This is a genomic window from Streptomyces sp. NPDC093085, from assembly GCF_040683935.1.
Lineage (GTDB): Bacteria > Actinomycetota > Actinomycetes > Streptomycetales > Streptomycetaceae > Streptomyces.
The window spans coordinates 451,433-477,223 of the sequence record NZ_JBFBFB010000004.1 but is presented as its reverse complement, the minus strand read 5'-3'; the positions used below and the strand labels follow the sequence as shown (position 1 = coordinate 477,223).

At 71.0% G+C, this 25,791-nt stretch carries 24 protein-coding genes and 1 pseudogene; 19 read left to right on the top strand and 6 right to left on the bottom strand.

The features are described from left to right. Positions 1-6: 6 nt before the first annotated feature. The 11 genes and pseudogenes from AB0O07_RS15805 to AB0O07_RS15755 all read left to right on the top strand — a co-directional run bounded on the left by AB0O07_RS15805 (position 7) and on the right by AB0O07_RS15755 (position 11,226). Positions 7-660 carry an OmpA family protein gene (locus tag AB0O07_RS15805; protein WP_365632583.1) on the top strand — a complete coding sequence of 218 codons (654 nt, stop codon included), beginning with the start codon at positions 7-9 and terminating at the stop codon, positions 658-660. Positions 661-871: 211 nt separating this feature from the next. Beyond that, complete coding sequence (locus AB0O07_RS15800; protein WP_365632580.1) at positions 872-2,134, top strand: epoxide hydrolase family protein; 1,263 nt, start codon at positions 872-874, stop codon at positions 2,132-2,134. Between the two features lie 339 nt (positions 2,135-2,473). Next, positions 2,474-4,681 carry a polymorphic toxin-type HINT domain-containing protein gene (locus tag AB0O07_RS15795; RefSeq protein ID WP_365632577.1) on the top strand — a complete coding sequence of 736 codons (2,208 nt, stop codon included), beginning with the start codon at positions 2,474-2,476 and terminating at the stop codon, positions 4,679-4,681. Next, positions 4,678-5,565: a hypothetical protein gene (locus AB0O07_RS15790; protein ID WP_365632574.1), complete on the top strand. Its 888-nt coding sequence runs from the start codon at positions 4,678-4,680 to the stop codon at positions 5,563-5,565. The genes AB0O07_RS15795 and AB0O07_RS15790 overlap by 4 nt, the downstream gene beginning before the upstream one ends. Positions 5,566-5,669: 104 nt before the next feature. Beyond that, complete coding sequence (locus AB0O07_RS15785; protein ID WP_365632572.1) at positions 5,670-5,906, top strand: hypothetical protein; 237 nt, start codon at positions 5,670-5,672, stop codon at positions 5,904-5,906. A gap of 580 nt (positions 5,907-6,486) precedes the next feature. After that, positions 6,487-7,281: pseudogene (locus AB0O07_RS15780) on the top strand (carbon-nitrogen hydrolase family protein); the annotation flags it as partial. Then, positions 7,255-7,653: a cupin domain-containing protein gene (locus AB0O07_RS15775; RefSeq protein WP_365633096.1), complete on the top strand. Its 399-nt coding sequence runs from the start codon at positions 7,255-7,257 to the stop codon at positions 7,651-7,653. The pseudogene AB0O07_RS15780 and the gene AB0O07_RS15775, both read left to right, overlap by 27 nt. Before the next feature lie 292 nt (positions 7,654-7,945). Next, a complete protein-coding gene (locus AB0O07_RS15770; protein ID WP_365632569.1) occupies positions 7,946-8,404 on the top strand; it encodes a hypothetical protein in 459 nt (152 codons plus the stop codon). 173 nt (positions 8,405-8,577) lie between these two features. Continuing rightward, the gene (locus AB0O07_RS15765; protein ID WP_365632566.1) at positions 8,578-10,062 is read left to right on the top strand and encodes a hypothetical protein; all 1,485 of its coding nucleotides are present in this window, start codon (positions 8,578-8,580) and stop codon (positions 10,060-10,062) included. 22 nt (positions 10,063-10,084) lie between these two features. Continuing rightward, on the top strand, positions 10,085-10,708 hold the full coding sequence (locus AB0O07_RS15760; RefSeq protein ID WP_365632563.1) for a hypothetical protein: 624 nt from the start codon (positions 10,085-10,087) through the stop codon (positions 10,706-10,708). A gap of 77 nt (positions 10,709-10,785) precedes the next feature. Next, positions 10,786-11,226 carry a DUF3592 domain-containing protein gene (locus AB0O07_RS15755; RefSeq protein ID WP_365632560.1) on the top strand — a complete coding sequence of 147 codons (441 nt, stop codon included), beginning with the start codon at positions 10,786-10,788 and terminating at the stop codon, positions 11,224-11,226. A gap of 10 nt (positions 11,227-11,236) precedes the next feature. Here AB0O07_RS15755 and AB0O07_RS15750 read toward each other — a convergent pair whose 3' ends face one another. Then, complete coding sequence (locus AB0O07_RS15750; protein WP_365632558.1) at positions 11,237-11,653, bottom strand: DUF192 domain-containing protein; 417 nt, start codon at positions 11,651-11,653, stop codon at positions 11,237-11,239. Between the two features lie 124 nt (positions 11,654-11,777). Here AB0O07_RS15750 and AB0O07_RS15745 point away from each other — a divergent pair, with 124 nt between their 5' ends. Beyond that, positions 11,778-12,731: a prepilin peptidase gene (locus tag AB0O07_RS15745; protein WP_365632556.1), complete on the top strand. Its 954-nt coding sequence runs from the start codon at positions 11,778-11,780 to the stop codon at positions 12,729-12,731. A 104-nt stretch (positions 12,732-12,835) separates the two neighbouring features. Next, positions 12,836-13,639, top strand: coding sequence for a class I SAM-dependent methyltransferase (locus AB0O07_RS15740; RefSeq protein ID WP_365632553.1), 804 nt, complete (start codon positions 12,836-12,838; stop codon positions 13,637-13,639). Positions 13,640-14,354: 715 nt separating this feature from the next. Here the strand turns inward: AB0O07_RS15740 and mgrA are convergent. Beyond that, positions 14,355-15,464 (bottom strand): L-glyceraldehyde 3-phosphate reductase, encoded by a 1,110-nt coding sequence (gene mgrA, locus AB0O07_RS15735; protein WP_365632550.1) that lies wholly within the window; start codon positions 15,462-15,464, stop codon positions 14,355-14,357. Between the two features lie 148 nt (positions 15,465-15,612). Between mgrA and AB0O07_RS15730 the strand changes: the two genes are divergently transcribed. The 5 genes from AB0O07_RS15730 (at position 15,613) to AB0O07_RS15710 (ending at position 21,795) form a co-directional block, all read left to right on the top strand. Further along, a complete protein-coding gene (locus tag AB0O07_RS15730; RefSeq protein WP_365633093.1) occupies positions 15,613-16,374 on the top strand; it encodes an isoprenyl transferase in 762 nt (253 codons plus the stop codon). Positions 16,375-16,840: 466 nt separating this feature from the next. Next, entirely contained in the window at positions 16,841-18,166 is a 1,326-nt protein-coding gene (locus tag AB0O07_RS15725; protein WP_365632547.1) for a PhoH family protein, read from the top strand. 369 nt (positions 18,167-18,535) lie between these two features. Beyond that, positions 18,536-19,276: a transglycosylase SLT domain-containing protein gene (locus tag AB0O07_RS15720; protein WP_365632544.1), complete on the top strand. Its 741-nt coding sequence runs from the start codon at positions 18,536-18,538 to the stop codon at positions 19,274-19,276. A 174-nt stretch (positions 19,277-19,450) separates the two neighbouring features. Continuing rightward, positions 19,451-20,917, top strand: coding sequence for an AI-2E family transporter (locus tag AB0O07_RS15715; protein WP_365632541.1), 1,467 nt, complete (start codon positions 19,451-19,453; stop codon positions 20,915-20,917). Next, entirely contained in the window at positions 20,914-21,795 is an 882-nt protein-coding gene (locus AB0O07_RS15710) for a hypothetical protein (RefSeq protein WP_365632538.1), read from the top strand. Before AB0O07_RS15715 ends, AB0O07_RS15710 begins: the two co-directional genes overlap by 4 nt. Positions 21,796-21,870: 75 nt before the next feature. Here AB0O07_RS15710 and AB0O07_RS15705 read toward each other — a convergent pair whose 3' ends face one another. Together AB0O07_RS15705 and AB0O07_RS15700 are read right to left on the bottom strand one after the other, a co-directional pair. Beyond that, positions 21,871-22,419 carry an alkyl hydroperoxide reductase gene (locus AB0O07_RS15705; protein ID WP_365632535.1) on the bottom strand — a complete coding sequence of 183 codons (549 nt, stop codon included), beginning with the start codon at positions 22,417-22,419 and terminating at the stop codon, positions 21,871-21,873. Positions 22,420-22,425: 6 nt separating this feature from the next. Continuing rightward, complete coding sequence (locus tag AB0O07_RS15700) at positions 22,426-22,980, bottom strand: peroxiredoxin (RefSeq protein WP_365632532.1); 555 nt, start codon at positions 22,978-22,980, stop codon at positions 22,426-22,428. A gap of 134 nt (positions 22,981-23,114) precedes the next feature. Between AB0O07_RS15700 and AB0O07_RS15695 the strand changes: the two genes are divergently transcribed. Further along, a complete protein-coding gene (locus AB0O07_RS15695) occupies positions 23,115-24,278 on the top strand; it encodes a hydrogen peroxide-inducible genes activator (RefSeq protein ID WP_365632529.1) in 1,164 nt (387 codons plus the stop codon). Here the strand turns inward: AB0O07_RS15695 and AB0O07_RS15690 are convergent. Beyond that, positions 24,218-24,589 (bottom strand): hypothetical protein, encoded by a 372-nt coding sequence (locus tag AB0O07_RS15690; RefSeq protein WP_365632526.1) that lies wholly within the window; start codon positions 24,587-24,589, stop codon positions 24,218-24,220. The two genes, AB0O07_RS15695 and AB0O07_RS15690, sit on opposite strands and share 61 nt — an antisense overlap. Beyond that, complete coding sequence (locus AB0O07_RS15685) at positions 24,586-25,560, bottom strand: SPFH domain-containing protein (protein WP_365632523.1); 975 nt, start codon at positions 25,558-25,560, stop codon at positions 24,586-24,588. Before AB0O07_RS15685 ends, AB0O07_RS15690 begins: the two co-directional genes overlap by 4 nt. Between the last annotated feature and the right edge of the window lie 231 nt (positions 25,561-25,791).

Below are 25,791 nucleotides of genomic sequence, written 5' to 3'. Positions count from 1 at the left end.
GCCGACATGACGTACACCCGTATCCGTACGAGGCGAGCGCGTACCGCCGGAACAGCGGCGGTGGCGTTCGCGTTCCTGGCCACCGCCCAGGTCTTCGGCGCCGGGGCGGCCGCCGCTGACGACGGTCCGAGCGTGCCGCCCGGCACCGAAGCGTCCGCCAAGCCACCGGTCGAGGTCGACCCCAACGCCCCCGGCCTGAAGCTCCCCCAGGGCGGCACGCTCGCCCCGGCCAAGGTGCTCGACATCGTCCAGGTGGTCGAGGACGAGGGCGGCGACGAGCGCCGCGAGGACAGCAACGCCGACATCAAGTTCGCGCTCCAGGCCGAGGTCCTCTTCGGCAAGGACAGCGCGGCCCTCAGCAGCAAGGCGAACAGCCGTATCGCCGCGATCGCCGAGGAGATCAAGAAGCAGAACGCCAAGAAGATCCGCGTCTTCGGCTTCACGGACAACCTGGGCTCCTACGAGCACGGCAAGGTCCTCTCCAAGCAGCGCGCGGACGCGGTCCAGAAGGTCCTCAACCAGCAGCTGGGCACCTCCGGCATCACCTACGAAGTCCGGGGCTACAGCGAGGACTACCCGATCGCGAGCAACGCCACGGAAGAAGGCCGCAAGAAGAACCGCAGGGTGGAGGTCTCCTTCCCGCGCGGCGAGGCGTCGTAGGCGAGCCCGCCCCCCGTCCCACCCAGTACACGGAGCCCGCGGGCTCGCCGGGTGTGCCCTGTGGGAACAGAGGAAGAGGAAACAGCATGATGGCGGCGGCGCCGATGCCGCCGCCATCATGCTGTGCCCCACCGCCCCCACCGCCCCCACCGCCACCCCACCCCACCAGACCGACGACCTCGCGAAGCCCGGCGTGCCTACCATGCCTAACATGCCAGCCATGTCGGACCCTTCGCCCCGCCCCACCCCCCAACCCGCCTCCTCCACCTCCACCCCCACCTCCACCCCCACCTCCACCCCCACCCCCGAACCCTTCGCCCCCCAGGCCACCCCCGAAGCCCTTGAGGACCTGCGCACCCGGCTGCGTGCCACGCGCTGGCCCGACGCCCCCGAGGAGGCCGGCTGGTCGCTCGGGACCGATCTGGACTACCTCCGGGAACTGGTCGCCTACTGGGCGGACGGGTTCGACTGGCGGGCCCAGGAAGCGGCGCTCGCCCGGCTGCCCCGCTTCCGCGTCCCGGTCGGCGGACTCGGGATCCACTTCGTCCACGCCCGCGCCGCCACCACCCCCGGCGCACCGACCGGACCCGCGCCCCTCCCGCTGCTCCTCAGCCACGGCTGGCCCGACTCCTTCTGGCGCTACTCGAAGGTCGTCCCGCTCCTCACCGACCCCGGCGCGCACGGCGCCGACCCCGCCGACGCGTTCGACGTGATCGTGCCCGACCTGCCGGGCTACGGATACTCCGACCGCCCCGCCGGCGCCCCGCTCGACTACATGGACGTAGCCGGACTGTGGGCCGAGCTGATGACGGTCCTCGGCTACCCCCGGTTCGGCGCGGCCGGCGGGGACATGGGCAGCCATGTGACCCGTTACCTCGGCCTCGACCACCCCGACCGGGTCGTGGCCGTCCACCGCATGGACGCGGGCCTGCCCGTCTTCACCGGCGACCCCGCCGACCTCACGCCCGAGGAACGCGCCTGGATGGACACCGTCGCGACCTGGGGCGCGACCGAGGGCGGGTACGCCGCCATGCACCGTACGAAGCCCCAGACCGCCGCCTTCGGACTCACCGACTCGCCCGTCGGACTCGCCGCGTGGATCGTCGAGAAACTCCGGAGCTGGAGCGGCTGCGACGGCGACATCGAGCGCTCCTTCACCAAGGACGAGATCCTCACCAACGTCACGCTCTACTGGCTCACCGGCACGATCGGCTCGTCGATGCGCATGTACGCCGCCAACGCCGCGATCCCGCCCGCGCAACTCGCCCGCCGCGTCGAGGTGCCCTCCGGCTTCTCGCTCTTCGCCGGCGACGTCGTCCGCCCGCCCCGGGCCTGGCTGGACCGCATGGCCAACACCACCCGCGTCACCGAACCCGCCCGAGGCGGCCACTTCGCCCCCTTCGAGGAACCGGAGCTGTACGCCGAGGAACTGCGCGAGTTCTTCCGCCCCTACCGGGCCGGGCGGCCGGGATGACGGGCTGAGCGGCTGGACCATGCTGACGAACAGCATCGTCGTACACCGGCCATGCTCATCGCGTAAGCAACTGATTGCACACCCTGCCATGAATCCGGGCAGAAGCCATCAAAAGCGCCATCAACTTCATGATTTGAGGTGCCGATCAGTCGGCGGCGAAACGGATTGCATTGCTATAGCAAATGTGCTGAACTGGCTCCTCGGTCGACATGACGTGCTGCTGAGGGGGAGTCCGGGGACATGTCAGGAAGAGGGAGAGCCTCCGTACCGCCCGCGAGCCCCGGGGTGTTCCCGGGCGGCCCGGGAAAGGAGCCGCTGCCCCCTTCCCTGTACGAGGCGTTGACGCTCGTACGGGCACTGTTCGCCCTGACGGTGATCGGCGGGGCCGGGGCGCTGATCGCCACCGCACCGGCCGGAACCATGGATGCCCGGCTCCTGGGCCTGATCGCCTACGCGGCGGCCCCCGGTGTGGCCGGGCTGGTGCTGGCCCGGCGGGTGTGGACGGGCGGGGTGCGGGTCCGGTGGGGGCTGCTGGCGGTCCAGGGCTGGCTGCTTCTCGGTGCGTCGGGAACGCTTGCCGAGGGCGGCGGGCACGGGCCGACTCAACTGCTCCTCCCCCTGGCGACCGCCGCACTCCTCTGCCACCCCTCCTCGCGCGACTGGTTCCGCCTCACCCCGTCCGCCCGCGCCCCGCACCGCCGCTTCCGCCTCGCCCGCATGATCCGGTGGCGCGGCGACGGAGGCCAGACCGCGACGGAGTACCTGGGCCTGATCGCCGTCGTCGTGGCGCTCATCGGAGGCCTGGTCGCGACGGGAGTGAGCGGCCGGATCACCGGCGGTCTCCAGTCGGCGGTCTGCTCACTCGGCGGCGGCATGTGCCTCGCCCCGGGCCAGGGCGACAACGGCACGGACGCGGACGTACGTGCCGAAGAGCGCGCTCCGGGTGACGGTGCGCCCGGTGATGTACGAGCGGCCGACGGGCGGGGCCCGGTCGAGGATGCCTCGCGGGACAGCCAGGAGGGCCGGCAGGAAGAGAAGAAAGGGAAGGGGGAGGAGAGGGAGTCCGAGAAGGCCGACAAGGCGGACGAGGCCGAAAAGAAGGGCGACGACTGCGGCGGATGGCGCGTCCTCTCCTGCGGGGTCGAGCAGGTGGGCGGCTTCTTCAAGGGCGCCGTGGTCGACGGCCTCTGGGGCGACGTCACCGGCTTCTTCGACACCGTCACCCACCCGATGGACACCCTGAAGGGGATCGGCGGATACGGCGAACTCCTGGCCGCCCAGTGGGAGAAGGACTCCCGAGGCGCGGCAGGGAAATGGTCGGACGGCGACTACTTCGGCGCCATCTGGAACTGGGGCAAGGCATCCAGCAGAACGGTGGACACGATCGCCGACGACATGCTCATCGGCGACGAGGCCCGCGACCTGTGGAAGAACGGCGAATACGGCCGAGCCATAGGCGCCGTCGGCTGGAACATCGGCTCCCTCTTCATCCCCGGCTATGGCGAGACCAGACTCCTGTCCAAGGCGGTACGCCTCGGCAAGTATGGTCGGACGGGAAAGCCCGGCGGCGAGGCGCTGGACAGAGGGGCTCGTCCTGGGCGTGAGGCGGCGAGCGGGAATTCGCGGAAGCCGGACAAAACTCCGAGCGTATGCCCCGCCAGTCACAGTTTTCTGCCTGATACCCCGGTGCTGATGGCGGACGGTTCGCACCGTGCCATTCAGGACGTACGTGTCGGCGATAAGGTCACGGCCACGGATCCGCTGACTGGTGTCACGGCGGGGCGTCCTGTGACGCGGACGTTCATCACGAAGGACGACAAGAACTTCACCCGTCTGACGGTTCGGACCGGGGGGCCCACGCACCAGTTGACCGCCACGGACACGCACCCGTTCTGGCTCCCCGACCGGAGCCTCTGGGAGGACGCCGGTGAAGTACGTGCTGGTGACCGGCTGATGACCTCGGCGGGGACGTCCACGCAGGTGACATCCGTGTTCCGATACGTTCAGCGTCGGACCACCTATGACCTGGCTGTCGCCGGAATCCACACGTATTACGTCGGTATCGGTTCCGAGAACGTTCTCGTCCACAACAACAATGGATGTGAATGGCAGGCCAGGGAGGACATCCCTGGTCCTGCGGCCGGACTGAAGCTGAAGCGGCCGAACGACCGCCACTACCTTCGGGGCGTCGCGCACCAGAAGAAGCCGCAGGCGGCGAAGAACACCGTAATTCTGCGCGGTTACGAGAAGCAGATTGACAAGGACATCGAGGCTATCGCTCAAGGGAGGGCGAATCTTCTGAGGGATGGGAATCGGTACGAGGTCGGCGGGCGAACCTATGGAGTAGAGGAAACCGGAAGGGTCTATCCTGAATCAGGTCCTGGTATGGTCGAGATGGATACGCACGAATATGCTGCTCTGATCGAGGTAGCAAAACATAAGGGTGATGTCTCGGCCTCTCCTCAGCTCAACAGGAATCCTCGGTTCACTAACCATCCAGAGCGAGTGTCCAAGGCCAAGGAAGTTTATGAGGGGACGTATAGGTGATCTATAATTTTCTCGCTGCTGACGTGCTCGAACCCTCCCGTCTCGGCGATGTCCTCGCTGAGATCTTGCACGTGAATCCAGCCGCAGTGGACGCGGCGGATTCGGATGGTCCCCTGGAAGGGCGGGACTGGGAGGCGCCTGTGTTGTGTGACTACGCGGCACTTGGCGGGGATGTGGCCCTCCTGCTGGAAATTCAACTGGCGGAAAATTTCCCCGAGGCTCCTGGTGTCGTGGAACTGGCGGCCGTGCTCTCGCAGCGACTCGACACGGTGTTGCTGTGGCATGCAGAAGAGGCCATTCCGTCTGCCTACTGGGCGGCTACCCCCGAGGGTGCGATCACTCGGGCTCGCGTCGATCAGTCGGATGGCCCCGATCTCGCATACACGGTCGCGGTGGTAGAGGAACCCATTGCCCGGTTTCCGTCGGCTCGGGTTCGGTTGATCCCGGAAATCTTCCGAGAAGAAGTGATCGCGACCCCCACAACGGACGCCTTTGTCGTGGTTGTCGACCCCGAGGGCGTCGCACACGGGGTCGACACCGCGAACAGGGACAGGGAATGGCTGCTCCTGTGGGAGCGGCTGGTGCGGCGGATGGCGGGGGAGTGGGGGCCTACAGGGCGTTATCCGTTGGAGTCGTACGTGGAGGATCTGCGGGTCCGTGATCGTCTTGGGGCGCGGTTGGCGGCAGCGGGGGACATGCGGGGGCCTCTGGGGCGGGCTGTTGGGGAGCTTGACGCGGTGTTTCTGGCCCATACGAAGGAACAGGGTTGCGAGGAAGTCTTTGTGATGTTGGGCGAGGCGGGTGCGGGGGGTGGGGAACGCGGGTGGTGGTGGTTTCGGCGGCCGGTGCGGGTGCCTTGGGGGCGGGGTACTGGGCCGCGTTGACCTGAAAGCGCTGATCGGGGTGGGGCGGTGGAGAGATGGGTATGGCAGGGCGGGGTCCACGGTGGTGTCGGCATGGAGGAGTTGAAGCTGCTCCAGGGGGGCGTATGGCTGCTGCTCGATTTGTTGTTTCCAGGTTTGATGCGAATACGGATGAACTGATCTCGGAAGCGCATCTTGAAGGAGTGGATGTAGAGGCGCTTGCTGTGCTTTGTGGGCAGGCTGTCGGGTCATTTGTCGAGAGCTATCCGATCGGTGACCGTGAAGCTGCCTACCTTGCGGCCACGTATGGGATGGTGATCGATCTGGCGTCAGGTGACTACTTCTTGGAGGTCTTCGCGTAGCGACAATGAGGTACGGGTATTGCGTTCAGCCGGAGAGCATCGCCGTCCCGGTCACCAAGAAGTTCGAGATGGCCGTGGACCCGGATCGCGCCGCACACGCCCAGGATCAGATCAACCGGGCGGGAGGAACTGCTCCTGTGGGAACGGCTCGTGCGTCGGATGGCGGGGGACTGGGCGCCGACCGGGCGTTATCCGGTGAAGTCGTACGTTCGGGATCTGCGGGCCCGTGATCAGGTTGGCGTACGGTTGGCGAACGTGCCGGCAGAGTTGCGGGCGCCCCTCGTCCGCGCGGTCGACGAACTCGACGCAGTGTTTCTGGCGCATACGGAGGATGGAGGCAAGGAGTTTCCGGCGCTTCCGGGCGAGCCGGACGTGGGCGTTTCCGATTGTGGCCGGTGGTGGCGTGGGCGTCCGATCAGGTTGCCTTGGGTGCGGGCGGGGGAGGCGACGGACCTGTCGTGGATTCGCCGGACGTGCTGGAAGCGCGGAGACGAGAGGCGGGCCCTGGGGCATGTCGCCCGCAGCCAGCCGGTCAGCCAGCCGATCGGCCGATCGGCTGGGAGGGAAGAGAGAGGCACCCATGCGTATCGCGCTGAGTCAGATCACCAGTGGTCCCGAGCCCGAGCGGAATCTTTCCTTGCTGCGTGAGCAGGCGGGGCGGGCGGCTGAGGCGGGGGCTCGGGTGGTGGTGTTTCCTGAGGCGGCCATGGCCTGTTTCGGGGGTCCGCTGGGGGAGTTGGCCGAGCCGTTGGACGGGCCCTGGGCCACGGAGGTCCGGCGGATCGCGGAGGATGCCGGAGTCGTGGTCGTCGCCGGGATGTTCACGCCGGCCCCCGATGGGCGGGTACGGAATACGGTGTTGGCCACCGGGGGCGGCGTGGAGGCGGCGTACGACAAGATCCACCTGTACGACGCCTTCGGCTTCGCCGAGTCCCGGACCGTGGCCCCCGGCTCGGAAGTGGTGACCTTCGAACTCGACGGCGTCCGGATCGGGCTCGCCACCTGTTACGACGTACGGTTTCCCGAGCTCTTCCGGGCCCATGCCGACGCGGGCGCGGTGCTGTCGCTGCTCCCCGCCTCCTGGGGCGCGGGGCCCGGGAAGCGTGAGCAGTGGGAGCTGCTGACCCGGGCCCGGGCGCTCGACGCCACGGTCTGGCTGGCCGCCGTGGGGCAGGCCGATCCGGCCGCCTCCGGGCAAACCCCCACGACCTCCGCGCCCACCGGAATCGGCCACAGCGCCCTCATCGGGCCCGACGGCACCGTACGGCAGCGGCTCGACGCGGGGCCCGGGCTGCTGGTGGGGGATGTCGATGTGGAGGAGGTCGGCTTGGTGCGGCGCAAGGTTTCTGTGCTGGCCAATCGGCGGCCCGGTCTCCATGCCGAGGGCGGCCGGGCCAAGCCCGAGCGGGCCAAGCCCGAGCTTGAGTTCCATCGTCCTGACGGAGAGTGGGAAGCGCCCGAAGGCGCGGCCCCGGGGGTGCGTGAGCAGACCCTCGCCGTTGACGGGAGCGGGGGGCGTCGCACGGCGCTCGTCCGCTGGGAGCCGGGTACGGACACCTCGGCGTCCGGCGTCGTCCGGCACGACTTCTGGGAGGAGGTCTACCTGGTGGAGGGGGACATGCGCGATCTGACGCTGGGGCGGACCTTCTCGCGGGGCGAGTACGCGTGCCGCCCGCCGGGCATGCCCCACGGCCCCTGGATCTCCGAGGGCGGGGTGACCATGCTCGTCGTCACCTATCCCTCCTGATCTCCCCTGACTCCCGCTGATCCCCGCTGATCCCCGCTGTTCCTCTCTGGTCCTCCCTGATCTCTTCCCGTCCTTTCCGGTTCCTTCTTATTCCTTCTCGACTCTCCTGCTGAACGGGGTTATCCCTCTCCCTCGCCCCGAACGGTTTCCCTCGCCCCGAACGGGGCGAATGGCGCGAACTCGCGTTTGGGTCTTGTTCTGGGCCCCTGGGCCCACGCCCCCGCCTTGCCCCGCCCCTTAAGATCGGCCGGTCAGATCCGGCCAATACGTCAATACACAGGGGGCTGCGCGGATGCGTGGGACAGGGGGGCCGCCGTACCGGGGAGCCGGTTACGGGGATACGGCGCAGGAGAGCGGCGGGCTGATGGCGATGGCCGCCGCCTGGGCCGCGGGGTTCGTCACGCTCGGCGTGGCCTCGTACCTCCAAGTCACCTACCTCTACGAGACGCTGGCCTCCACCGAGCGGCTGGAATCGTTCGGTGGCCGGCTGCTCCTGATCCACCTCCCGAACGCCCTCTGCGTGGCGCTCGCGGCCTGGGTCTCCGCGCGCGCGCATCGTGAGCCCTTCCGGGACCTGCCGGTACGGCATGCCTTCGCCGTCTTCACGGTCCCCGTCTTCGCCCAGGTGATCAACCTGGTTCTCAGGTGGGACCGGGTGTCCCTCGAAGGCCTGTTGATGTCCTGCGCCGTGGTGGTGGCCGGAGCGGTCACCGGATATGCCGTGGACCGCATACGCGAGGGGGAGCGATGAGGGTGAGCCGGGGGAGCGGACGCGCGGGGGAGCGCAGACCTGCGGGGGAGCGGAAGTCTGTGGGAGAGCAGAGGTCTGCGGGAGAGCGGAAGTCTGCGGGGGAGCGGAGGTCTGCGGGGGGCCGCGGGCGGGCTAGGGGGCGTGGGTTCGGCGCCGACACCGGTGCCACCGCCATGGAGTACCTCGGCGCCATCATCGTCGTCGTCGCCATCGTGCTCGGCATCAGCGCCGCCGGCATCGGCGGCTCCATCGGTGACCGGATCCGCTGCGCCGTCGGCGCCATGGGCGGCGGAGGCGGCGGAGGCTGCACCTCCGGCGGCGGTGACAAGGCCGACAAGCCGCTCACCGACAAGGACTTCGAGCCCCCGCTCTGCACCATATCCACCATTTCGGACACCGCGGGCGGCAAGGTCAAGGTCGGCTGGTTCGAGTGGGGCCAGGACTACGGCTTCATGGACCGGACCATGCAGGCCAACTACGACGTCAACGGCGACGGGGTCGTCGACGACAAGGACCAGCTCATCTACACCACCTTCACCGACTCCGCCAGCGCCGGTGTCACCGGCGGCTTCGGCGGCAAGCTGGGCAAGCTCGGCACCGGCTCCGTCGACCTCGGCGCCGGCGTCAAGGTCAGCAACGGCGACACCTGGGTCTTCAAGAGCCGCGAAGAGGCCGAGTCCTTCCGCGAGGACCTCGAAAAGCTGAAGATGTACGAGATGCGCCGCACCTCCCCGGGCGGCGCCGAGGCCAGCGTCGGCGACAGCTTCCTCTACCTCTTCGGCAAGGGCCCCCTCAAGGACGAGGAGAACATCCGCAACCGCGTCGAGGACAAGCTCAAGGACCGCCACATCAGCCAGGCCTCGGTCGGGGTCTACGGCAAGGCGGGCGGCGAGCTCTCGCTCAGCGCCGGCGACGAGAGCAAGCTCAGCGGCAAGCTGGGCGCGGACGTGAAGATCAGCGCCGACGCCCTCGTCACCAGGGACGACTTCCGCAAGACCCAGTCGTACACCTACTCCGTCAAGGCGGACGGCACCATCGGCGCCGGTGTGGAGGCGGGCCCCGTCGAGCAGGGCAAGCACGCGACCGGCGAGCGCTCGGCCACCGTCACCGTCACCCGCGACCAGGAGACCGGCGAACTGCTCCGTATCGACTTCACCCAGACCACCGAGACGTTCACCGGCTCGTCCACCGGCGCCAGCGGCAGCAACGGCAAGGACGGCAAGGACAAGCGCGGCGGCAGCGGCAAGAACACCGACAACTCCGGCGGCAGCGACATCAGCGTCGTCACCAACACCGTCTCCTTCGAGAAGGGCGAGAAGGGCGACGCCGACCGGGCCATCGGCCAGGCGTGGCTGGACGGTAACGGCGACCGGACCGCGCCCTTCGCGTACATGCTCGACACCAACGTGCCGACCAGCCGCCCCGGCGACGACGACCCCTTCGGCCAGCTCATGTTCGACAAGGGCAAGTCCAGCAAGACCACGTACGATGGCATGTCCGACGCGCAGGAGTACGGCTTCGAACTGAACGTGGGCATCTCGCTCGGGGCCTCCATCTCGATGGAGAACAAGTCCGAGACGCTCAGCGACGCCCAGTTCCTCGGTGCGCCGAGGGACGGCAAGCGCGAGTACGTGCCGTACAGCTACTGCGCCAAGTGACGGAACGGAGAGGAACAGAAGGATGAACACGTCTGTCAGGTCCGTCGCGTCCGTCAGGTCCGTCACGTCGCGAGTCGGGTACGGGGTCCGTACGGCCCTCACCGCGGGCCTCGCCGCCACGCTCCTCGCCGCCTGCGGCACCGGCGCCAAGGACGCGGCGACGACCCCGGACGGCTGGTCCACCCTCACCACCGACCGGCTCACCGTCGCGCACCCGGCCGATTTCAAGCAGCTCGCGGCCGGGGACCTGCCGGAGGGGGACGCGGCGGGAGCCGTCCAGCGGAAGGACGGCTCCCCGGTCGGCGCGATCTACGTCGAGTTCGACTACGGCACCGGCATCAACGACGTCGACATGGCCGGTACGGCCGCCCAGGCCCGTATCCAGCTCGGCGCGACCCCGGTCGACACCACCGACATCGAGGTCGCCACGGCGAAGGGCGACACGGCGGAGGCGCGCCGTATCGACTGGACCTCCACCTCCACCGGCGACGACGGACAGCCGCCCAAGGGGACCCCGCTGGCGGGGGTCATGGTGACCGGCCTGGACACCAAGGACCGGCCCTTCCTCATCACGGTCAACGCCGAGCAGGGGCTGTTGTCCGATCAGCAGATCAAGGACATCATCGCCAGTGTCTCCCTGAAGTAGGGAGCCTTCCTGAAGTGGGAAGTCCCCTTGAAGTGCGGGGACCTGAGCGGCACGAGTGAGTGAGATCGGAGTACGGCGTGGGGATCGAAGCGCTCTTCCTGCTGGTGGGGCTTCTCGCCCTCGCCGTCTCCGGCCACTTCGCCCGGCGCGTCCTGATGGTCCTCGTCCTGCTCGGCGGCGGACGGCGCGCCGAAGGGCGGTGCGTCGACCGCCGGACCGTCACCACCTCGGGCGTCGCCTCGGGCAACGCGCCCAGCTCCCACCCCGAGTTCGTCTTCACGTTCCGCACGGAGGACGGCACCGCCGTCGAGTTCAAGGACCGGCCCGGGATGTTCGGGTACGAGGTCGGGGCGCCGGTCCGGGTCAGTTACGACCCGAAGTCCCCGCGGAAGCGCGCGACGATCGCCGGACCCGGCACCTGGGGCCCCGTCTATGTCCCCGCCCTGATCTGCCTGGGCGCCGCGCTCTTCGCGGCCGTCCCGCTGCTGGCGGTCGCGGCGGCGGAAGGCCTGTTCTGACCTTTCCGCGTTACGCGGACGGTACGTCCGTGACGCTCACCCGGGCCCCCGGCCGCAGCCCCCACCGCTCCATCGCCCCCGCCTCCGCCTCCAGTACGTGGCGGGCGCGCAGCCGGGGCATATGGAGCCGGCCCGGCTTCACCGTGTGCACCTGGAGCACCTTCAACGAACGGTCCAGGTAGGCGACATCGATGGTGAAGCCCATCCGGAAGGTGTGGATGCTGTTGCACGGCGTGATCAGCAGCGCCCCGTCGATCCCGGAACGGCCGAGCAGCCCGCGCCGCCGTGTCCCGTACGAGGCGGCGATTTCCAGCGCCACCTCCACCGGGGCGCCCGGGGCGCCCGGGGCGTCCGGTCCCGCTGCCCCCTCGGTCCCCTCGGCCGCCTCGACCGTGAGCCGTCCCGTGCCGTTTCGCCATGTACCCATGGCCGTAGACCGTAGCGTCCAGAGGCGACGGTGACCGCCCTCGAGCCCGGATCTGGGTCCTGGCGTGCGGGAAGTGGGCCCCTGGACCCATGACCGGGCCCGGCGGCGGGCCTACGGTCATGGGGTGTACGCCACGCTGACTGCCCTCGCCGCGCTCTGGGGCGCCGCCACCGGAATCCTGCTCCCGCGCCCGGCGTACCGTCTCTCCGTCGACCCGGGCGACCCCTGGCGCACCACCTGCCCCGCCGGCCACCCGTTCACCGGGGCCGCACGCGGCTGGCTCGGCATCGCGAAGTGCCCCGCCTGCGAGACCGCCGGAAGCGAGGCCGCTGGATCCGGTCGTACGGGAGCCACGCGCACCCCCGTTGACGACTCCGGCGACCTTGGCGACTCCGGCGCGGTCACCGCCCAGCCCGACGCCGCCCCCGCCTCCGCCCCCGAGGGGCTTGTCGACACGGAGCCCGACACCGGGCCCGGCACCGGGCCCGACACCGGGCCCGAGCCCGACGGGACCCCCGACGCCTCCCTCGTGCGGTACGCGCCCTCCCTCCTCGTCCCCGTCCTCGGCGCCCTCGGCTGCGCCGCCCTCGCCGCCGCCACCGGGGCCCGGCCCGAACTCGCCGTCTGGCTGCTGCTCGCGCCCGTCGCGCTGCTCCTCTCCCTGGTCGACCGGAACGTCCACCGCCTCCCCGACCACCTCACCCTGCCCCTCGCCCTCGCCGCCGCCGTGCTCCTCGGGGTGGCCGCCCTCGTCCCCGGGGCCGGGGGCTCCTGGACCGGGGCGCTGCTCGGCGGTCTGGTCCTCGGGGGGTGCTACTTCGTCCTCTTCCTGATCAACCCGCGCGGCATGGGGTTCGGCGACGTCAAGCTCGCGCTCTCCCTCGGCGTCCTCCTCGGCTGGTACGGCTGGGCCGTGCTCTTCCTGGGGGCCTTCGCCGGGCTGGCACTGGGCGGGCTGTACGGGCTCGGGCTGGTGATCCTGCGGCGGGCCGGGCGCAAGTCGGTGATGCCGTTCGGCCCGTTCATGATCGCCGGGGCGCTCCTCGGCCTCCTCCTCGGCGGCCTCACCGCGGGCTGACCCCTCGCCGCCGTACGTGTGCGCCTGCCGCGCCTTCGCCCGTACGGCGCCGTACCGGCGAAAAGTGCTCGCGCGTACGGACCCGCCCTGCCAGCATCGCGCGCATGCCCACGCCGCCCCGCACCCCCCGTACCCCCCACGCCCCGCGCACCCCCCGTACCTTCGACGAGCTGATCGCCGAGGCCGCCGCGGTCTCCGTCGACGGCTGGGACTTCTCCTGGCTCGACGGACGGGCCACCGAGGAGCGCCCGCCCTGGGGGTACGCCCGCGCCCTGGCCGCCCGGATGGCCTCCGCCCGTACCGCCCTGGACATCCAGACCGGCGGCGGCGAGGTGCTCGCCTCCGTGCCCGTGCTGCCGCCGCTCACCGTCGCCACCGAGGGGTGGCCGCCGAACCTCGCCGCGGCCGGGGCCCGGCTGCGCCCGCGCGGGGTCGCCCTGGTGGCCGGCCCGGACGAGCCCCCGCTGCCCTTCGCCGACGGCGTCTTCGACCTCGTCGTCAGCCGCCACCCCGTACGGGTCTGGTGGGACGAGATCGCCCGGGTGCTCGCCCCCGGCGGCCGGTACTTCTCCCAGGAGGTCGGGCCCGCCAGCGTCTTCGAGCTGGTCGAGTACTTCCTCGGCCCCCAGCCCGCCGAGGCGCGCGCCGCCCGCGACCCCGGGCGGGCCGTGGCGGCGGCGGAGGCGGCCGGGCTGGAGGTCGTGGACCTGCGCACGGCCGCGCTGCGCACCGAGTTCCTGGACATCGGCGCCGTCGTCTACTTCCTCCGCAAGGTCGTCTGGATGGTGCCCGGCTTCACCGTCGCCGGATACCGGGACCGGCTCGCGGAGCTGCACCGCCGGATCGGGACGGAGGGGCCGTTCGTGGCGACGACGACCCGCTTCCTGATCGAGGCAGTCCGCCGCTGAGGCAGTCCGCCGCTGAGGCTGTCCCTTCCGCCCCGGGCCTCCCACCCGCCCCAGCGCTACCTTCCGTCAAGATGGCGCCCTGAAAAATCGCCCCTGAGAGGGACGACACGACATGGCGACTACTCGCCATTTTTGTTTGTCCAACCAATGAAAAGCCTGGTCGCGGGCGCTTCGGGCCCCGGAGCGACGCTTTCGGAGCGTTATCTTGCTGCACGAGGGGCCCCATGAACCCTCACGAAGGGTTATGGTGGAAACCCCCCCTCGGGCCGGTCCGTATCCCCCCCCACGGACCGGCCCGTTTTCTGTCCGGGCCCGCGCCTCCGCTCCGTACCGCCGTGGAGCGCGGGGGCCGCCCGGCCGCCGCCTCTCCGCCGTACCCCTGTCACTCTGGTCCAGTCCAGGTCGAGGGGCGGGTCCGGCCGGGGGCCCGGACCGGGCCCGCGAGGCCCGTCCGCTCCCGCGCGGCACCGCCCCGTCCCCGCCCCGCCCGTACGGGCGCCCCGCCGCCCGGATCGGCACGCCCCGCCCCGGCCCGGCGCGCGGGCCGCGCGCGAGCCGGGCGCTCACAGCGCGTCAGCCCCGAGCGTCACGGAGCGTGACACTCCCGCCGCGCCCCGTCGCCCCGGGCCGGTGCGGCCCCGGTGCGGCCCCGGAGGCCGCCCCCGCGCCGGGCCGTCCCCGCCCCGGGCCGCCCCCGCCCCGGGCCGCCCCCGCCTCAGCTCCGTCCGGCCCAGATGTTCGTGCCGGCCGTGTCCACCGCGAAGCGGTCGATCTCCGTCAGCTCCTCGGCCGTCAGCGCGGGCCCCGTCAGCGCCCCGACGTTCTCCTCCAGTTGCCGCACGCTCGACGCCCCGATCAGCGCCGAGGTCATCCGCGCGTCCCGCAGCACCCACGCCAGCGCGAGCTGGGCCAGCTTCTGGCCACGGCCCCGCGCGATCCCGTCCAGGCCGCGCAGCCGCCGTACCACCTCGTCCGAGAGCAGCCCCGGGTCGAGCGACTTGCCCTGGGTGGCCCGCGACCCCTCCGGGATGCCCTGGAGGTACTTCTCCGTCAGCAGCCCCTGGGCGAGCGGGGCGAACGCGATGCACCCCATCCCCGCCGTCTCCAGGACGTCCAGCAGCCCGTCCGTCTCCGTCCAGCGGTTGATCATCGAGTACGAGGGCTGGTGGATCAGCGCGGGCACCCCCATCTCCCGCAGCAGCGCCGCCGCCCGCGCGGTCTGCTCCGCCGTGTACGACGAGATCCCCACGTACAGCGCCTTCCCCTGCCGTACGGCCGTGGCGAGCGCCCCCATCGTCTCCTCAAGAGGGGTGTTCGCGTCGAAACGGTGCGAGTAGAAGATGTCGACGTAATCCAGGCCCATCCGGGTCAGCGAGGCGTCCAGCGACGACAGCAGGTACTTGCGTGAACCCCATTCGCCATAAGGACCCGGATGCATCAGATATCCGGCCTTGGTCGAAATAATGAGTTCGTCCCGGTAGGCCGAGAAATCCCGGGCGAAGATCCGCCCGAAATTCAGCTCGGCGGATCCCGGCGGCGGCCCGTAGTTGTTGGCCAGATCGAAGTGGGTCACCCCGAGATCGAAGGCGCGCCGCAGGATGGCCTGCTGGGAGCCGAGCGTCCGGTCGTCGCCGAAGTTGTGCCAGAGGCCCAGCGAGATCGCGGGCAGCCGCAGGCCGCTGCGCCCCGTACGCCGGTACTCCATCGCGTCGTACCGGTCCCCGGCCGCCGTATAAGAGGGAGAAGAGGGCAGCAGGGAAGAGGCCGGGCGGGCAGCGGGAGAAGAGGGAGAAGTGCGCGAAGGGGAAGACGGGGAATGGGTCATGCTGCCCTCCTTATCACGTACTTGTGACAGACCGGGTTGGGTCCCCGCAGGAGGTCCGCAGTAATGTGGCGGCTTCGGGATCCCGGGCCGGCCCCGGGCGCCCGCCGGCGGACGCGCCGGGCCTTACGGAATCGAGAGGGTGGACGCAGTGAACGTGCGCGACCTGGTGTATCGGCTCTACGCGCGCCGGGTGGAAGGCCGCCTCGACCACGCCCAGGTGCCCAAGCACATCGGTGTCATCCTGGACGGGAACCGCCGCTGGGCGAAGGGCTTCGGGGGCACCGCCGAGCAGGGCCACAAGGCCGGCGCCGGCAAGATCCAGGAGTTCCTCGGCTGGTGCTCCGAGACCAAGGTCGAAGTCGTCACCCTGTGGATGCTCTCCACGGACAACCTCTCCCGCCCCCAGGACCAGTTGGCCCCGCTCGTCGCCATCATCGAGGACGCCGTCCGCGCCCTGGTGGCCGACGGCCGCTGGCGCGTCCACCACGTCGGCACCCTCGACCTGCTGCCCGCCCAGACCCAGACCGTGCTCAAGGAGGCCGAACAGGCCACCGTGGGCAACCAGGGGATACTCGTCAATGTCGCCGTGGGGTACGGCGGCCGGCAGGAGATCGCCGACGCCGTCAGCTCGCTGCTGATGGAGCACGCCGACAAGGGCACCACCTTCGAGGAACTGGCCGAGATCGTCGACGTCGACCTCATCTCCTCGCACCTCTACACGCGCGGCCAGCCCGACCCCGACCTGGTCATCCGCACCAGCGGCGAACAGCGGCTCTCCGGCTTCATGCTCTGGCAGAGCGCCCATTCGGAGTACTACTTCTGCGAGGTCTTCTGGCCGGCGTTCCGGAAGATCGACTTCCTGCGCGCCCTGCGCGACTACTCCGCCCGCCACCGCCGCTACGGCACCTGAGCGCCCCCACGGCCCCCGGCCCCGCCGCCCGGACCGGCCCGGAGCGCCGCGCCTGACCACCCGTTTCGGCCAGGCGCCCCCGGCGCCGCCCCCTCGGGACCGTCCCCCCGAAACGCCCCGGCGGGGGCCGTCCCGCCCCCGCACCGGCCCGGGGCGCCGCTCCGGTCCAGGGCGCTTCACCCACGGTTCACCCACCGTCCGCCGGATGCCCTGGCATGGCGGCGCGGGTTCGCGGGAATACCTCCCCCAGGTCGATGTCCGAAAAGACAGGTCCGTGGACATCGCATCTCAGCGGACGGCATGGGGCCGTCCGCCCGGGAGGCCCTTTGCACCAGGACGACCGTGCGCCACGTCGTACGGGCGACAGGGAGGGCCGGAGCTCGGCCCGCGCATGGGGCCCGAGCCCGGCCCACCCGCCCGCGACGCCGTCGCAACCCCGACCTCATCCGAGGGGGTACGTCCTTCCGTGGTGACCAGCACAAAGCGCCGCATGCCCGACAGGCGCACCTACGTTCTCGACACCAGCGTCCTGCTGGCCGATCCCAACGCCATGTCCCGCTTCGAGGAGCACGAAGTCGTGCTCCCCATCGTGGTGATCACGGAGCTGGAGGCCAAGAGGCACCATCCGGAACTCGGATACTTCGCCCGCCAGGCCCTCCGCCTGCTGGACGACTTCCGGATCCGCTCCGGCCGTCTCGACGCCCCCATCCCCATCGGCGACCTGGGCGGCACGCTCCGCGTCGAGCTCAACCACTCAGATCCCGGCATCCTGCCCGCCGGCTTCCGACTGGGGGACAACGACTCACGGATCCTCGCGGTCGCGCGCAACCTCCAGGCCGAGGGGTACGACGTCACGGTCGTCTCCAAGGACCTGCCGCTGCGCATCAAGGCGTCGTCGGTCGGACTCCTCGCCGAGGAGTACCGCGCCGAGCTCGCCATCACCGAGAACTCCGGCTGGACGGGGATGAGCGAAGTGACGCTCGCCGCCGACCAGGTGGACCTGCTCTTCACCGAGGAGACCCTCTATGTGCCCGAGGTGAGCGACCTGCCGGTCCATACCGGCCTGGTGCTCCAGTCCGAGCGCGGCAAGGCGCTCGGCCGGGTCACCTCCGAGGGTGCCGTCCGGCTCGTCCGGGGCGACCGCGAGGCCTTCGGGCTGCACGGCCGCAGCGCCGAGCAGCGCATCGCCCTCGACCTGCTGCTCGACCCCGAGGTCGGCATCGTCTCCCTGGGTGGCCGGGCGGGCACCGGCAAGTCGGCGCTGGCCCTCTGTGCCGGCCTGGAAGCGGTCCTGGAGCGCAGGCAGCATCAGAAGGTGATGGTCTTCCGGCCGTTGTACGCGGTCGGCGGGCAGGAGCTGGGGTATCTGCCGGGCTCCGAGGCCGAGAAGATGAGCCCCTGGGCGCAGGCGGTCTTCGACACGCTCTCGGCCGTCGCGGGGCGGGATGTGATCGAGGAGGTGCTCGGGCGCGGCATGCTGGAGGTGCTGCCGCTCACGCATATCCGGGGCCGCTCCCTCCACGACGCGTTCGTCATCGTGGACGAGGCCCAGTCGCTGGAGCGGAACGTCCTGCTGACCGTTCTGTCCAGGATCGGGGCGAATTCCCGGGTCGTCCTCACCCATGACGTGGCGCAGCGCGACAATCTGAGGGTGGGTCGGTACGACGGGATCGTCGCCGTCGTCGAGAAACTCAAGGGTCATCCGCTCTTCGCCCATGTGACACTCACCCGCTCGGAGCGTTCGCAGATCGCCGCGCTCGTGACCGAAATGCTGGAGGACGGTCAGATCTGACCCGTATCACCGCACTTGGCGCCGCCCGGCGAAGCCGAAAGAGCTTAGCCGGGCGGCGCTGTGTCGCGCCGTACTTTCCTCAAAACCCTTGGGGCAAACGAGGTGTGAGCTTTCCCACGCGACGGAGAATTGCCACCCGGTGGGGGAGTCCGGCAGAGTCTTGCTTCCGTCAGGCCCCGCATGCGGCACACGCGCACCACCAAGGGTGCGGCACCACACAACTCCAAAGCTGCCGCCGTATGCCGCCCGTGCACCACGCGGCACTCCTCGCAAGGGGGTTGCCCACCGGGCCCGTGTCTCCCGTGACCCCGTAGAACGGAGACCAGTGCCAGGGGCACGATCGCGTCCGCCAGGTCACGTAGGCGGGCGATGCTGGAAGGACACCGTGTGAGCCGGATCTCGGTCCGGGGATTTGCCGTGGCTTCTGCCACCGCGGTCACCACCGTCGGCGCTGTGGTGGGTGTTGCCTCGGGCGACCCCCAGACCTCGGGCGACAACTTCGAGACCACCGCGGCGGACATGACGCTCCTCGCGGACATCCCCGCGGGCCAGCAGGCCCAGGTGCAGACCGCCTCGCTGACCGCCCAGGCGGACGCGCAGGCAGCCGCCGCCGACACCACGGCGCGCAAGTCCGCCGAGGAGTCGGCCCGGCTCCAGGCCGCGAAGGACGCCAAGGCGAAGAAGCAGGCGGCCGTCGACAAGGTCGAGGCCGAGAAGGCCGCCGCGGAGAAGAAGAAGCAGGAGGACGCCGAGCGCGCCAGCCGCGACGCCACGCGCACCACCGCCTCCGCCGGCTCCTTCCCGCAGCAGTCCTCCTACACGGTCGCCGAGGTCCAGGCCATCGCCCGGTCCATCGTCCCCTCCGGCCAGTTCCAGTGCTTCAGCAACATCGTGAACCACGAGTCGACCTGGAACTACCAGGCCCAGAACGCCTCTTCGGGCGCGTACGGGCTGGTCCAGGCGCTCCCGGGGTCCAAGATGTCCTCGGCGGGAGCCGACTGGCGCACCAACCCGGCCACCCAGATCAAGTGGGGCCTCGGCTACATGAACGAGCGCTACGGCAGCCCCTGTGGCGCCTGGTCGTTCTGGCAGGCCAACAACTGGTACTAGACGGCCGCCACCGGCTTCCTCCGCCGGTGCCCGTCACGCTCAACCCCGGGAAGCCCCCCGCCGTCCTACGGTGGGGGGCTTCCCCCTGTACGGTCGTACCGACCACGCCGCACCACCAGAGGGCCCCGGGAAGCAGCGGGCGTGCGGAGCCGGACGGGGGGAAGAGGAAGCTTCATGTCAAGACTGCCGGAGTGGCTGAATCAGATGGGTGCGGAGCTCTCCCGGATGGGCGAGCGGCTCGAACAGCGCCAGGCCGAGGCCGAGGAAGACGCCGAGCGGAGGGCCGCCGCCGAGACCGCGGCCGGCACCGGGCCCGACGGCCGGGGTGCCGCCGTACGGGAGCCGTCCGCGCCGCCGCCCGCCCCCGAAGCCCCCGCCCCGCCGCCGGCCCCCGTGGCGGCCGAGCCCGACCCCGTCAGCGCCATCCCCTGGGGCATACGGGTCGCGGGCGAGGCGGCCTGGCGGCTGCTGGTCCTCGGCGGGCTGCTCTGGGTGCTGATGCGGGTCATCAGCTCGCTCCAGCTCGTCGTGATGGCCCTCGTCATCGCCCTGCTGATCACCGCGCTCCTCCAGCCGACCGTCGCCTGGCTCCGCGGCTACAACGTGCCCCGGGGGCTCGCCACCGCGCTCACCGCGATCTCCGGGTTCGTGCTGATGGGCCTGGTCGGCTGGTTCGTGGTCTGGCAGGTCATGGAGAACATCGACGACCTCTCCAACCGGGTCACGGACGGCATCAACGAGCTGAAGAAGTGGCTTCTCTCCAGCCCGTTCCATGTGACCGAGGATCAGATCAACAACATCGCGAAGACGCTGAGCGACGCGGTCGGCGCCAACACCGAGGCGATCACCTCCGCCGGGCTCCAGGGCGTGACCGTGATCGTGGAGCTGCTGACCGGCACGTTCCTCGCGATCTTCGCCACGCTCTTCCTGCTCTACGACGGCCGGCAGATCTGGAACTGGTCGCTCAAGCTGGTCCCCGCCCAGGCCCGGGAGGGCGTGGCGGGCGCGGGACCGCGCGCCTGGAACACCCTCACCGCGTATGTCCGGGGCACCGTCCTGGTCGCCCTGATCGACGCGATCTTCATCGGCCTCGGGCTCTACTTCCTCAGCGTGCCGCTCGCCGTGCCGCTCGCCGTCATCATCTTCCTGGGCGCGTTCGTCCCGCTGGTCGGCGCGGTCATCTCGGGCGCGCTCGCCGTGGTGGTGGCGCTCGTCACCCAGGACGTGTTCACCGCGCTGATGGTGCTGCTGGTGGTGCTCGGGGTGCAGCAGATCGAGGGCCATGTCCTCCAGCCGCTGATCCTGGGCCGCGCGGTACGGGTGCACGCGCTGGCCGTGGTGCTCTCGGTCGCCGTCGGCGGTCTGGTGGCGGGCATCGGGGGCGCGGTGGTGGCGGTGCCGCTGGTCGCGGTCACCAACACGGTCGTCGGCTACCTCCGCGCGTACAGCCAGGAGCAGGCGGTGCGGAACCAGCCCCCGCCGCACGGCGCGACGGCCCACGCCATCGCCCCGACCCCCGCCCCGGCCACCGCGGGCGCTCCCCAGGCCGCCACCGCCCCGGCCCCGGCACAGGCCGCCCCGGGGACCCCGGCGCCCTCGGCCACCCCGGCGACCGCCGAGGCGGGGGACGGCACCGGATGATCTCCGAGCCGGAACTGGAGGGGGAGCCCACCGAGGGGCCCCGGGAGGACGGCACCAAGGGGCGCATACGGTACGGGGGTCGGCCCGGCTCCGTACCGTACGAGGGTCCTGAGCGGCCCGGCTCCGTACCGTACGCGGGGGAGGGCGACCGCGACGCCGACGGCCCCGGTGCCGACGGCCCCGAGGCCGAGACGCTGGCCGGTGAGGAGCCCGTGCCCGGTGTGCTCGCGCGCCCGCGCCCGCCGTGGCAGTGGGCGCTCGCGGGGGCGCTCGCCGCCTCCGTGCTCTGGGCCGGCGGGGTCGGCGCGTACCACTACCTCTCCGGCCCCGACCTGCGCGGCTACCGGGCCACCTCGAACCTCTGCGACTCCGCCCGGCTCTCCGCGCTCACCAGGACCCTGGGCCCGAAGGTGCTGCCGCACGGGGGCGCGGACGAGAGCGACGCCGCCGACCGGTCGCTCTGCCGCGTCCAGTTGGTGCGGCCCTCCAGCCCCACCGGCGGCAAGGTCTCCTCGCCCGCCATCGTGGAGATCCTCTACACCCTGCACAAGAAGACCGACCCGGCGCCGGAGTTCGACCAGATGTCGGCCGACCTCCAGCCCGAGGGGTACGAGCCGGTGACATCGACGCCCGTCCCCGGTCTCGGCGACCGGGCGCTGATGGTGACGTCCCCCTCGTATGTCTCGCCGTCGCTCTCCGTCCTGGACGGCGGCGTGGTGCTCTCCATCGGGGTGTACGAGGGGAGCTCGAACATGATCGACCCGCTGACCGGCGAGTACCAGCGGACGGAACCGCTCGACCTCAGCGACATCAAGGGCGATCTGGTCGACGACATGCGGGACTTGATGGTGGCCCTCAAGAGCGACGACGGCCGGTGACGCGACGACGGCCGGTGACGCGACGACGGCCGCCACCGAGGGGTGACGGCCGTCGTGACGGGGTAAGAGCCGCCCTTACGCGGTGACGACGGCCTCCGCGAGGACCGCCTCGGCGTCCAGCGTCGTGCCGACCGCCTGGATCACCGCGGCGATCTTGAAGGCCTCCTGCACGGTCTCGCGGTCGATGCCCGCCGAGCGCAGCACCTGCTCGTGCGAGTCGAGGCACTGGCCGCAGCCGTTGAGCGCGGAGACGGCGAGCGACCAGAGCTCGAAGTCGTCCTTCTCCACGCCCGGCCTGCCGATGACGTTCATCCGCAGCCCGGCGCGGAGCGTGCCGTACTCCGGGTCCGACAGCAGGTGCCGGGTCCGGTAGAAGACATTGTTCATCGCCATGATCGCGGCGGCGGACTTGGCGGCGGTGTACGCCTCGGGGCTCAGGTGCTCCCGGGCCTCCGGCGCCAGCTCACGCAGGACGGTCGCCGAGCGCGAGGCGATCGCGCAGGCCAGCACCGTGCCCCAGAGCCGCTGCTCGGAGAGCTCGCTGTTGCCGATGACCGAACCGAGGTTCAGCTTGAGGTCCTTGGCGTAGTCGGGCAGCGCCGACTTCAGGGTGTCGAGGGACATGCCGGATCACTCGCCCGACAGGAGCTTGACGGGGTCGAGGGTGTTCTCGCCCTTGTTCCAGTTGCACGGGCAGAGCTCGTCGGTCTGGAGCGCGTCCAGCACCCGCAGGACCTCCTTGGGGTTACGGCCCACGGAACCGGCGGTCACCATCGTGAACTGGATCTCGTTGTCCGGGTCCACGATGAAGACCGCGCGCTGCGCGAAGCCGTCCTCGCCCTCGATGCCCAGGTCGCGCATGAGCTCGTGCTTGGAGTCGGCGAGCATCGGGAAGGGCAGGTCGGTCAGGTCCGGGTGGTCCTTGCGCCAGGCGTGGTGCACGAACTCGGAGTCGCCGGAGAAGCCGAGGATCTGGGCGTCGCGGTCGGCGAACTCGTCGTTCAGCCGGCCGAAGGCCGCGATCTCCGTCGGGCAGACGAAGGTGAAGTCCTTGGGCCACGCGAAGACGACGCGCCACTTGCCCTCGTACGTCTTGTGGTCGATCGTCGCGAACTCCTTGCCGCTCTCCAGCGAGACGCAGGCGGTCAGTTCGTACGAGGGGAACTTGTCACCAACAGTGAGCACGCGCTCTCCTTGCGGGGGATGGAAAGGTCCTTTTGGGGCTTTCCAGGGGGTTGGTCGTGTCACTGATGGTGTCACATACAGTATTGATCGCGGAAATAGCCAGAGTCGGTCGCCGTGATCGGAGGTACCTATCAGTGTCGGAACGCAGCCCCTCGTACGGGCCCTCGCACGGGGCCGCGAACGGGTCTTCGTACGGGTCTTCGTACGGGGCCGCGAACGCGCCGTCGTATGGCGCCGGGTACGCGCCCGCCGCCCCCGCGGCGCGCGCCAAACAGCCCAGCCTCGCCCAGCTCCGCGCCTTCGCGGCCGTCGCCGAGCATCTCCACTTCCGGGACGCGGCGGCGGCCATCGGGATGAGCCAGCCCGCGCTCTCCGGGGCGGTCTCCGCGCTGGAGGAGGTGCTCGGCGTCCAGCTCGTGGAGCGTACGACCCGCAAGGTGCTGCTCTCCCCGGCCGGGGAACGGCTCGCCGGGCGGGCGGCGGCCGTGCTCGGCGCGGTGGGCGCGCTGCTGGACGAGGCGGAGGCGGTACGGGCCCCGTTCACCGGGACACTGCGGCTCGGGGTGATCCCCACGGTGGCGCCGTATCTCCTCCCCGCCGTGCTGCGGCTGGCCGGGGAGAGCTACCCGGAGCTCGACCTCCAGGTGCACGAGGAGCAGACCGCTTCGCTGCTGGACGGGCTGGCGGCCGGCCGGCTCGACCTGCTGCTGCTCGCGGTGCCGCTCGGCCAGCCGGCCGTCACCGAACTGCCCCTCTTCGACGAGGACTTCGTCCTGGTCACCCCGGGGGCCCATCCGCTCGCCGGCCGCCGGGACCTGCCCCGCGAGGAGCTGCGCGGGCTGCCGCTGCTCCTCCTGGACGAGGGGCACTGCCTGCGCGACCAGGCCCTCGACATCTGCCGGGAGGCGGGGCGCACGGACGGCGTCCCGGGGACGACGACCGCCGCCGGCCTCTCCACCCTGGTCCAGCTCGTGGCGGGCGGCCTCGGGGTGACGCTGCTGCCCCGTACCGCCGTCCAGGTCGAGACGGGCCGTAACGCCCGCCTCGCCACGGCCGACTTCACCGCCCCGGCCCCGGCCCGCCGGATCGCGCTGGCGATGCGCACGGGCGCGGCCAGGGCCGAGGAGTTCACGGAGCTGGCGGGCGCCCTCCGTACGGCGCTCCGGGAGTTGCCGGTACGGGTCGCGGGGGCACCCGGGGCGGGGCCGGGAGGCGCGCCCGCCGTCCCCGCCGCCCGTCAGGGGACCGGCGGCGGTGCGGGGCCTTCCGGCGGCTCCGGCGGCTCCGGAAGCTCCTGACGGGCCTTCGGGGGGCGGCCCCTGCGGGGGATCGGGGCCGCGTCGCCGGGGAGGCGGCCCGCCTCGCCCAGGGCGCGCCGGAGCAGGAACTCGATCTGGGCGTTGGCGCTGCGGAGTTCGTCGGAGGCCCAGCGCGCGAGCGCGTCGTACACCGTCGGGTCGAGCCGGAGCAGCATCTGCTTGCGCTCGGCCCGCCCGCCCGCCTTCCTGGCCGGCCGGCCGGGCCGGGCCGGGCCCTCGCCGGGGCCCGGCGCACCCCCCGGCGCGCCGGGCCCCGCCCCCCGCTCCGGGGCCTCTTCCGCGTCGGTCACTGGTAGAGCGTGCCCGTGTTCACGACCGGCTGCGCGGCGCGGTCCCCGCAGAGCACGACGAGCAGGTTGGAGACCATCGCCGCCTTGCGCTCCGAGTCCAGCTCCACGATGTCCTGTTCGGTGAGCCGGTTCAGCGCGGCCTCGACCATCCCGACCGCGCCGTCCACGATCTGCCGGCGCGCCGCGACCACGGCGCCCGCCTGCTGGCGCTGGAGCATCGCCGAGGCGATCTCGGGCGCGTACGCGAGGTGGGTGAAGCGGGACTCGACGATCTGGACCCCGGCCGCCTCCACCCGGGCGTGGAGTTCGAGGGCGAGCTTCTCGGTGATCTCCTCCGCGTCGCCGCGCAGCGAGAGCCCGTTGTCGTCGTGGGCGTCGTACGGGTACTCGATGGCGATGTGCCGGACGGCCGCCTCGGTCTGGGTGGAGACGAACTCCAGGAAGTTGTCGACCTCGAAGGTGGCCCGCGCGGTGTCCTGGACCTTCCAGACCACGACCGCCGCCAGTTCGATCGGGTTGCCGTAGGCGTCGTTCACCTTGAGGATGGCCGTCTCGTGGTTCCGTACCCGCGTCGAGATCTGCGTCCGCGTCGTCAGCGGGTTGACCCAGCGGAGTCCGTCGGTACGGATGGTGCCCCGGTAGCGCCCGAAGAGCTGGACGACCCGGGCCTCGCCCGGCGCGACCATGTTCAGTCCGCTCATCGCGAGCGCCGCCGCTGCGGCCACCAGGACACCGCCCACGATCAGCGCCGCCTGGCCGCCTCCCGAGGCCCCCGTGCCCGCGAGGACGAGGAGCGCGCCGACGACGAGCCCGAGGAGCCCGAGGAGGAGCGCGAGCCCCCCGCTGATGCTGCGCGCCGCGAACTCCCGTACCTGCGGCTCGGGAAGGTGTGGCGCGCCCCCGGCCGCGCCCGCGTCCGGGCCGGTGTCCCGGGCCTTGTCCCTGCCGGTGTCCGTGGTGGTGGACGTCATGTCGATACCCCGTTCCGTTGCGCTCCGCCGACGGCGGTAGCTAGCAATGTGATTACACATTAACGCATGCGGCAACCCTTTGGGGGGCTGAGGAGTCGGTTCCAGTAAGGGCGGGTGCTGATTGTCACGCCCCAAAAGGCCGGATCGGTCGGTCTTTGTCACAGGAGCCGGTGTTAGCTTTCTGAGCTGATTCGGGCGGGAAGTACCCGGAAGCACGAGAAGTACCGCGCG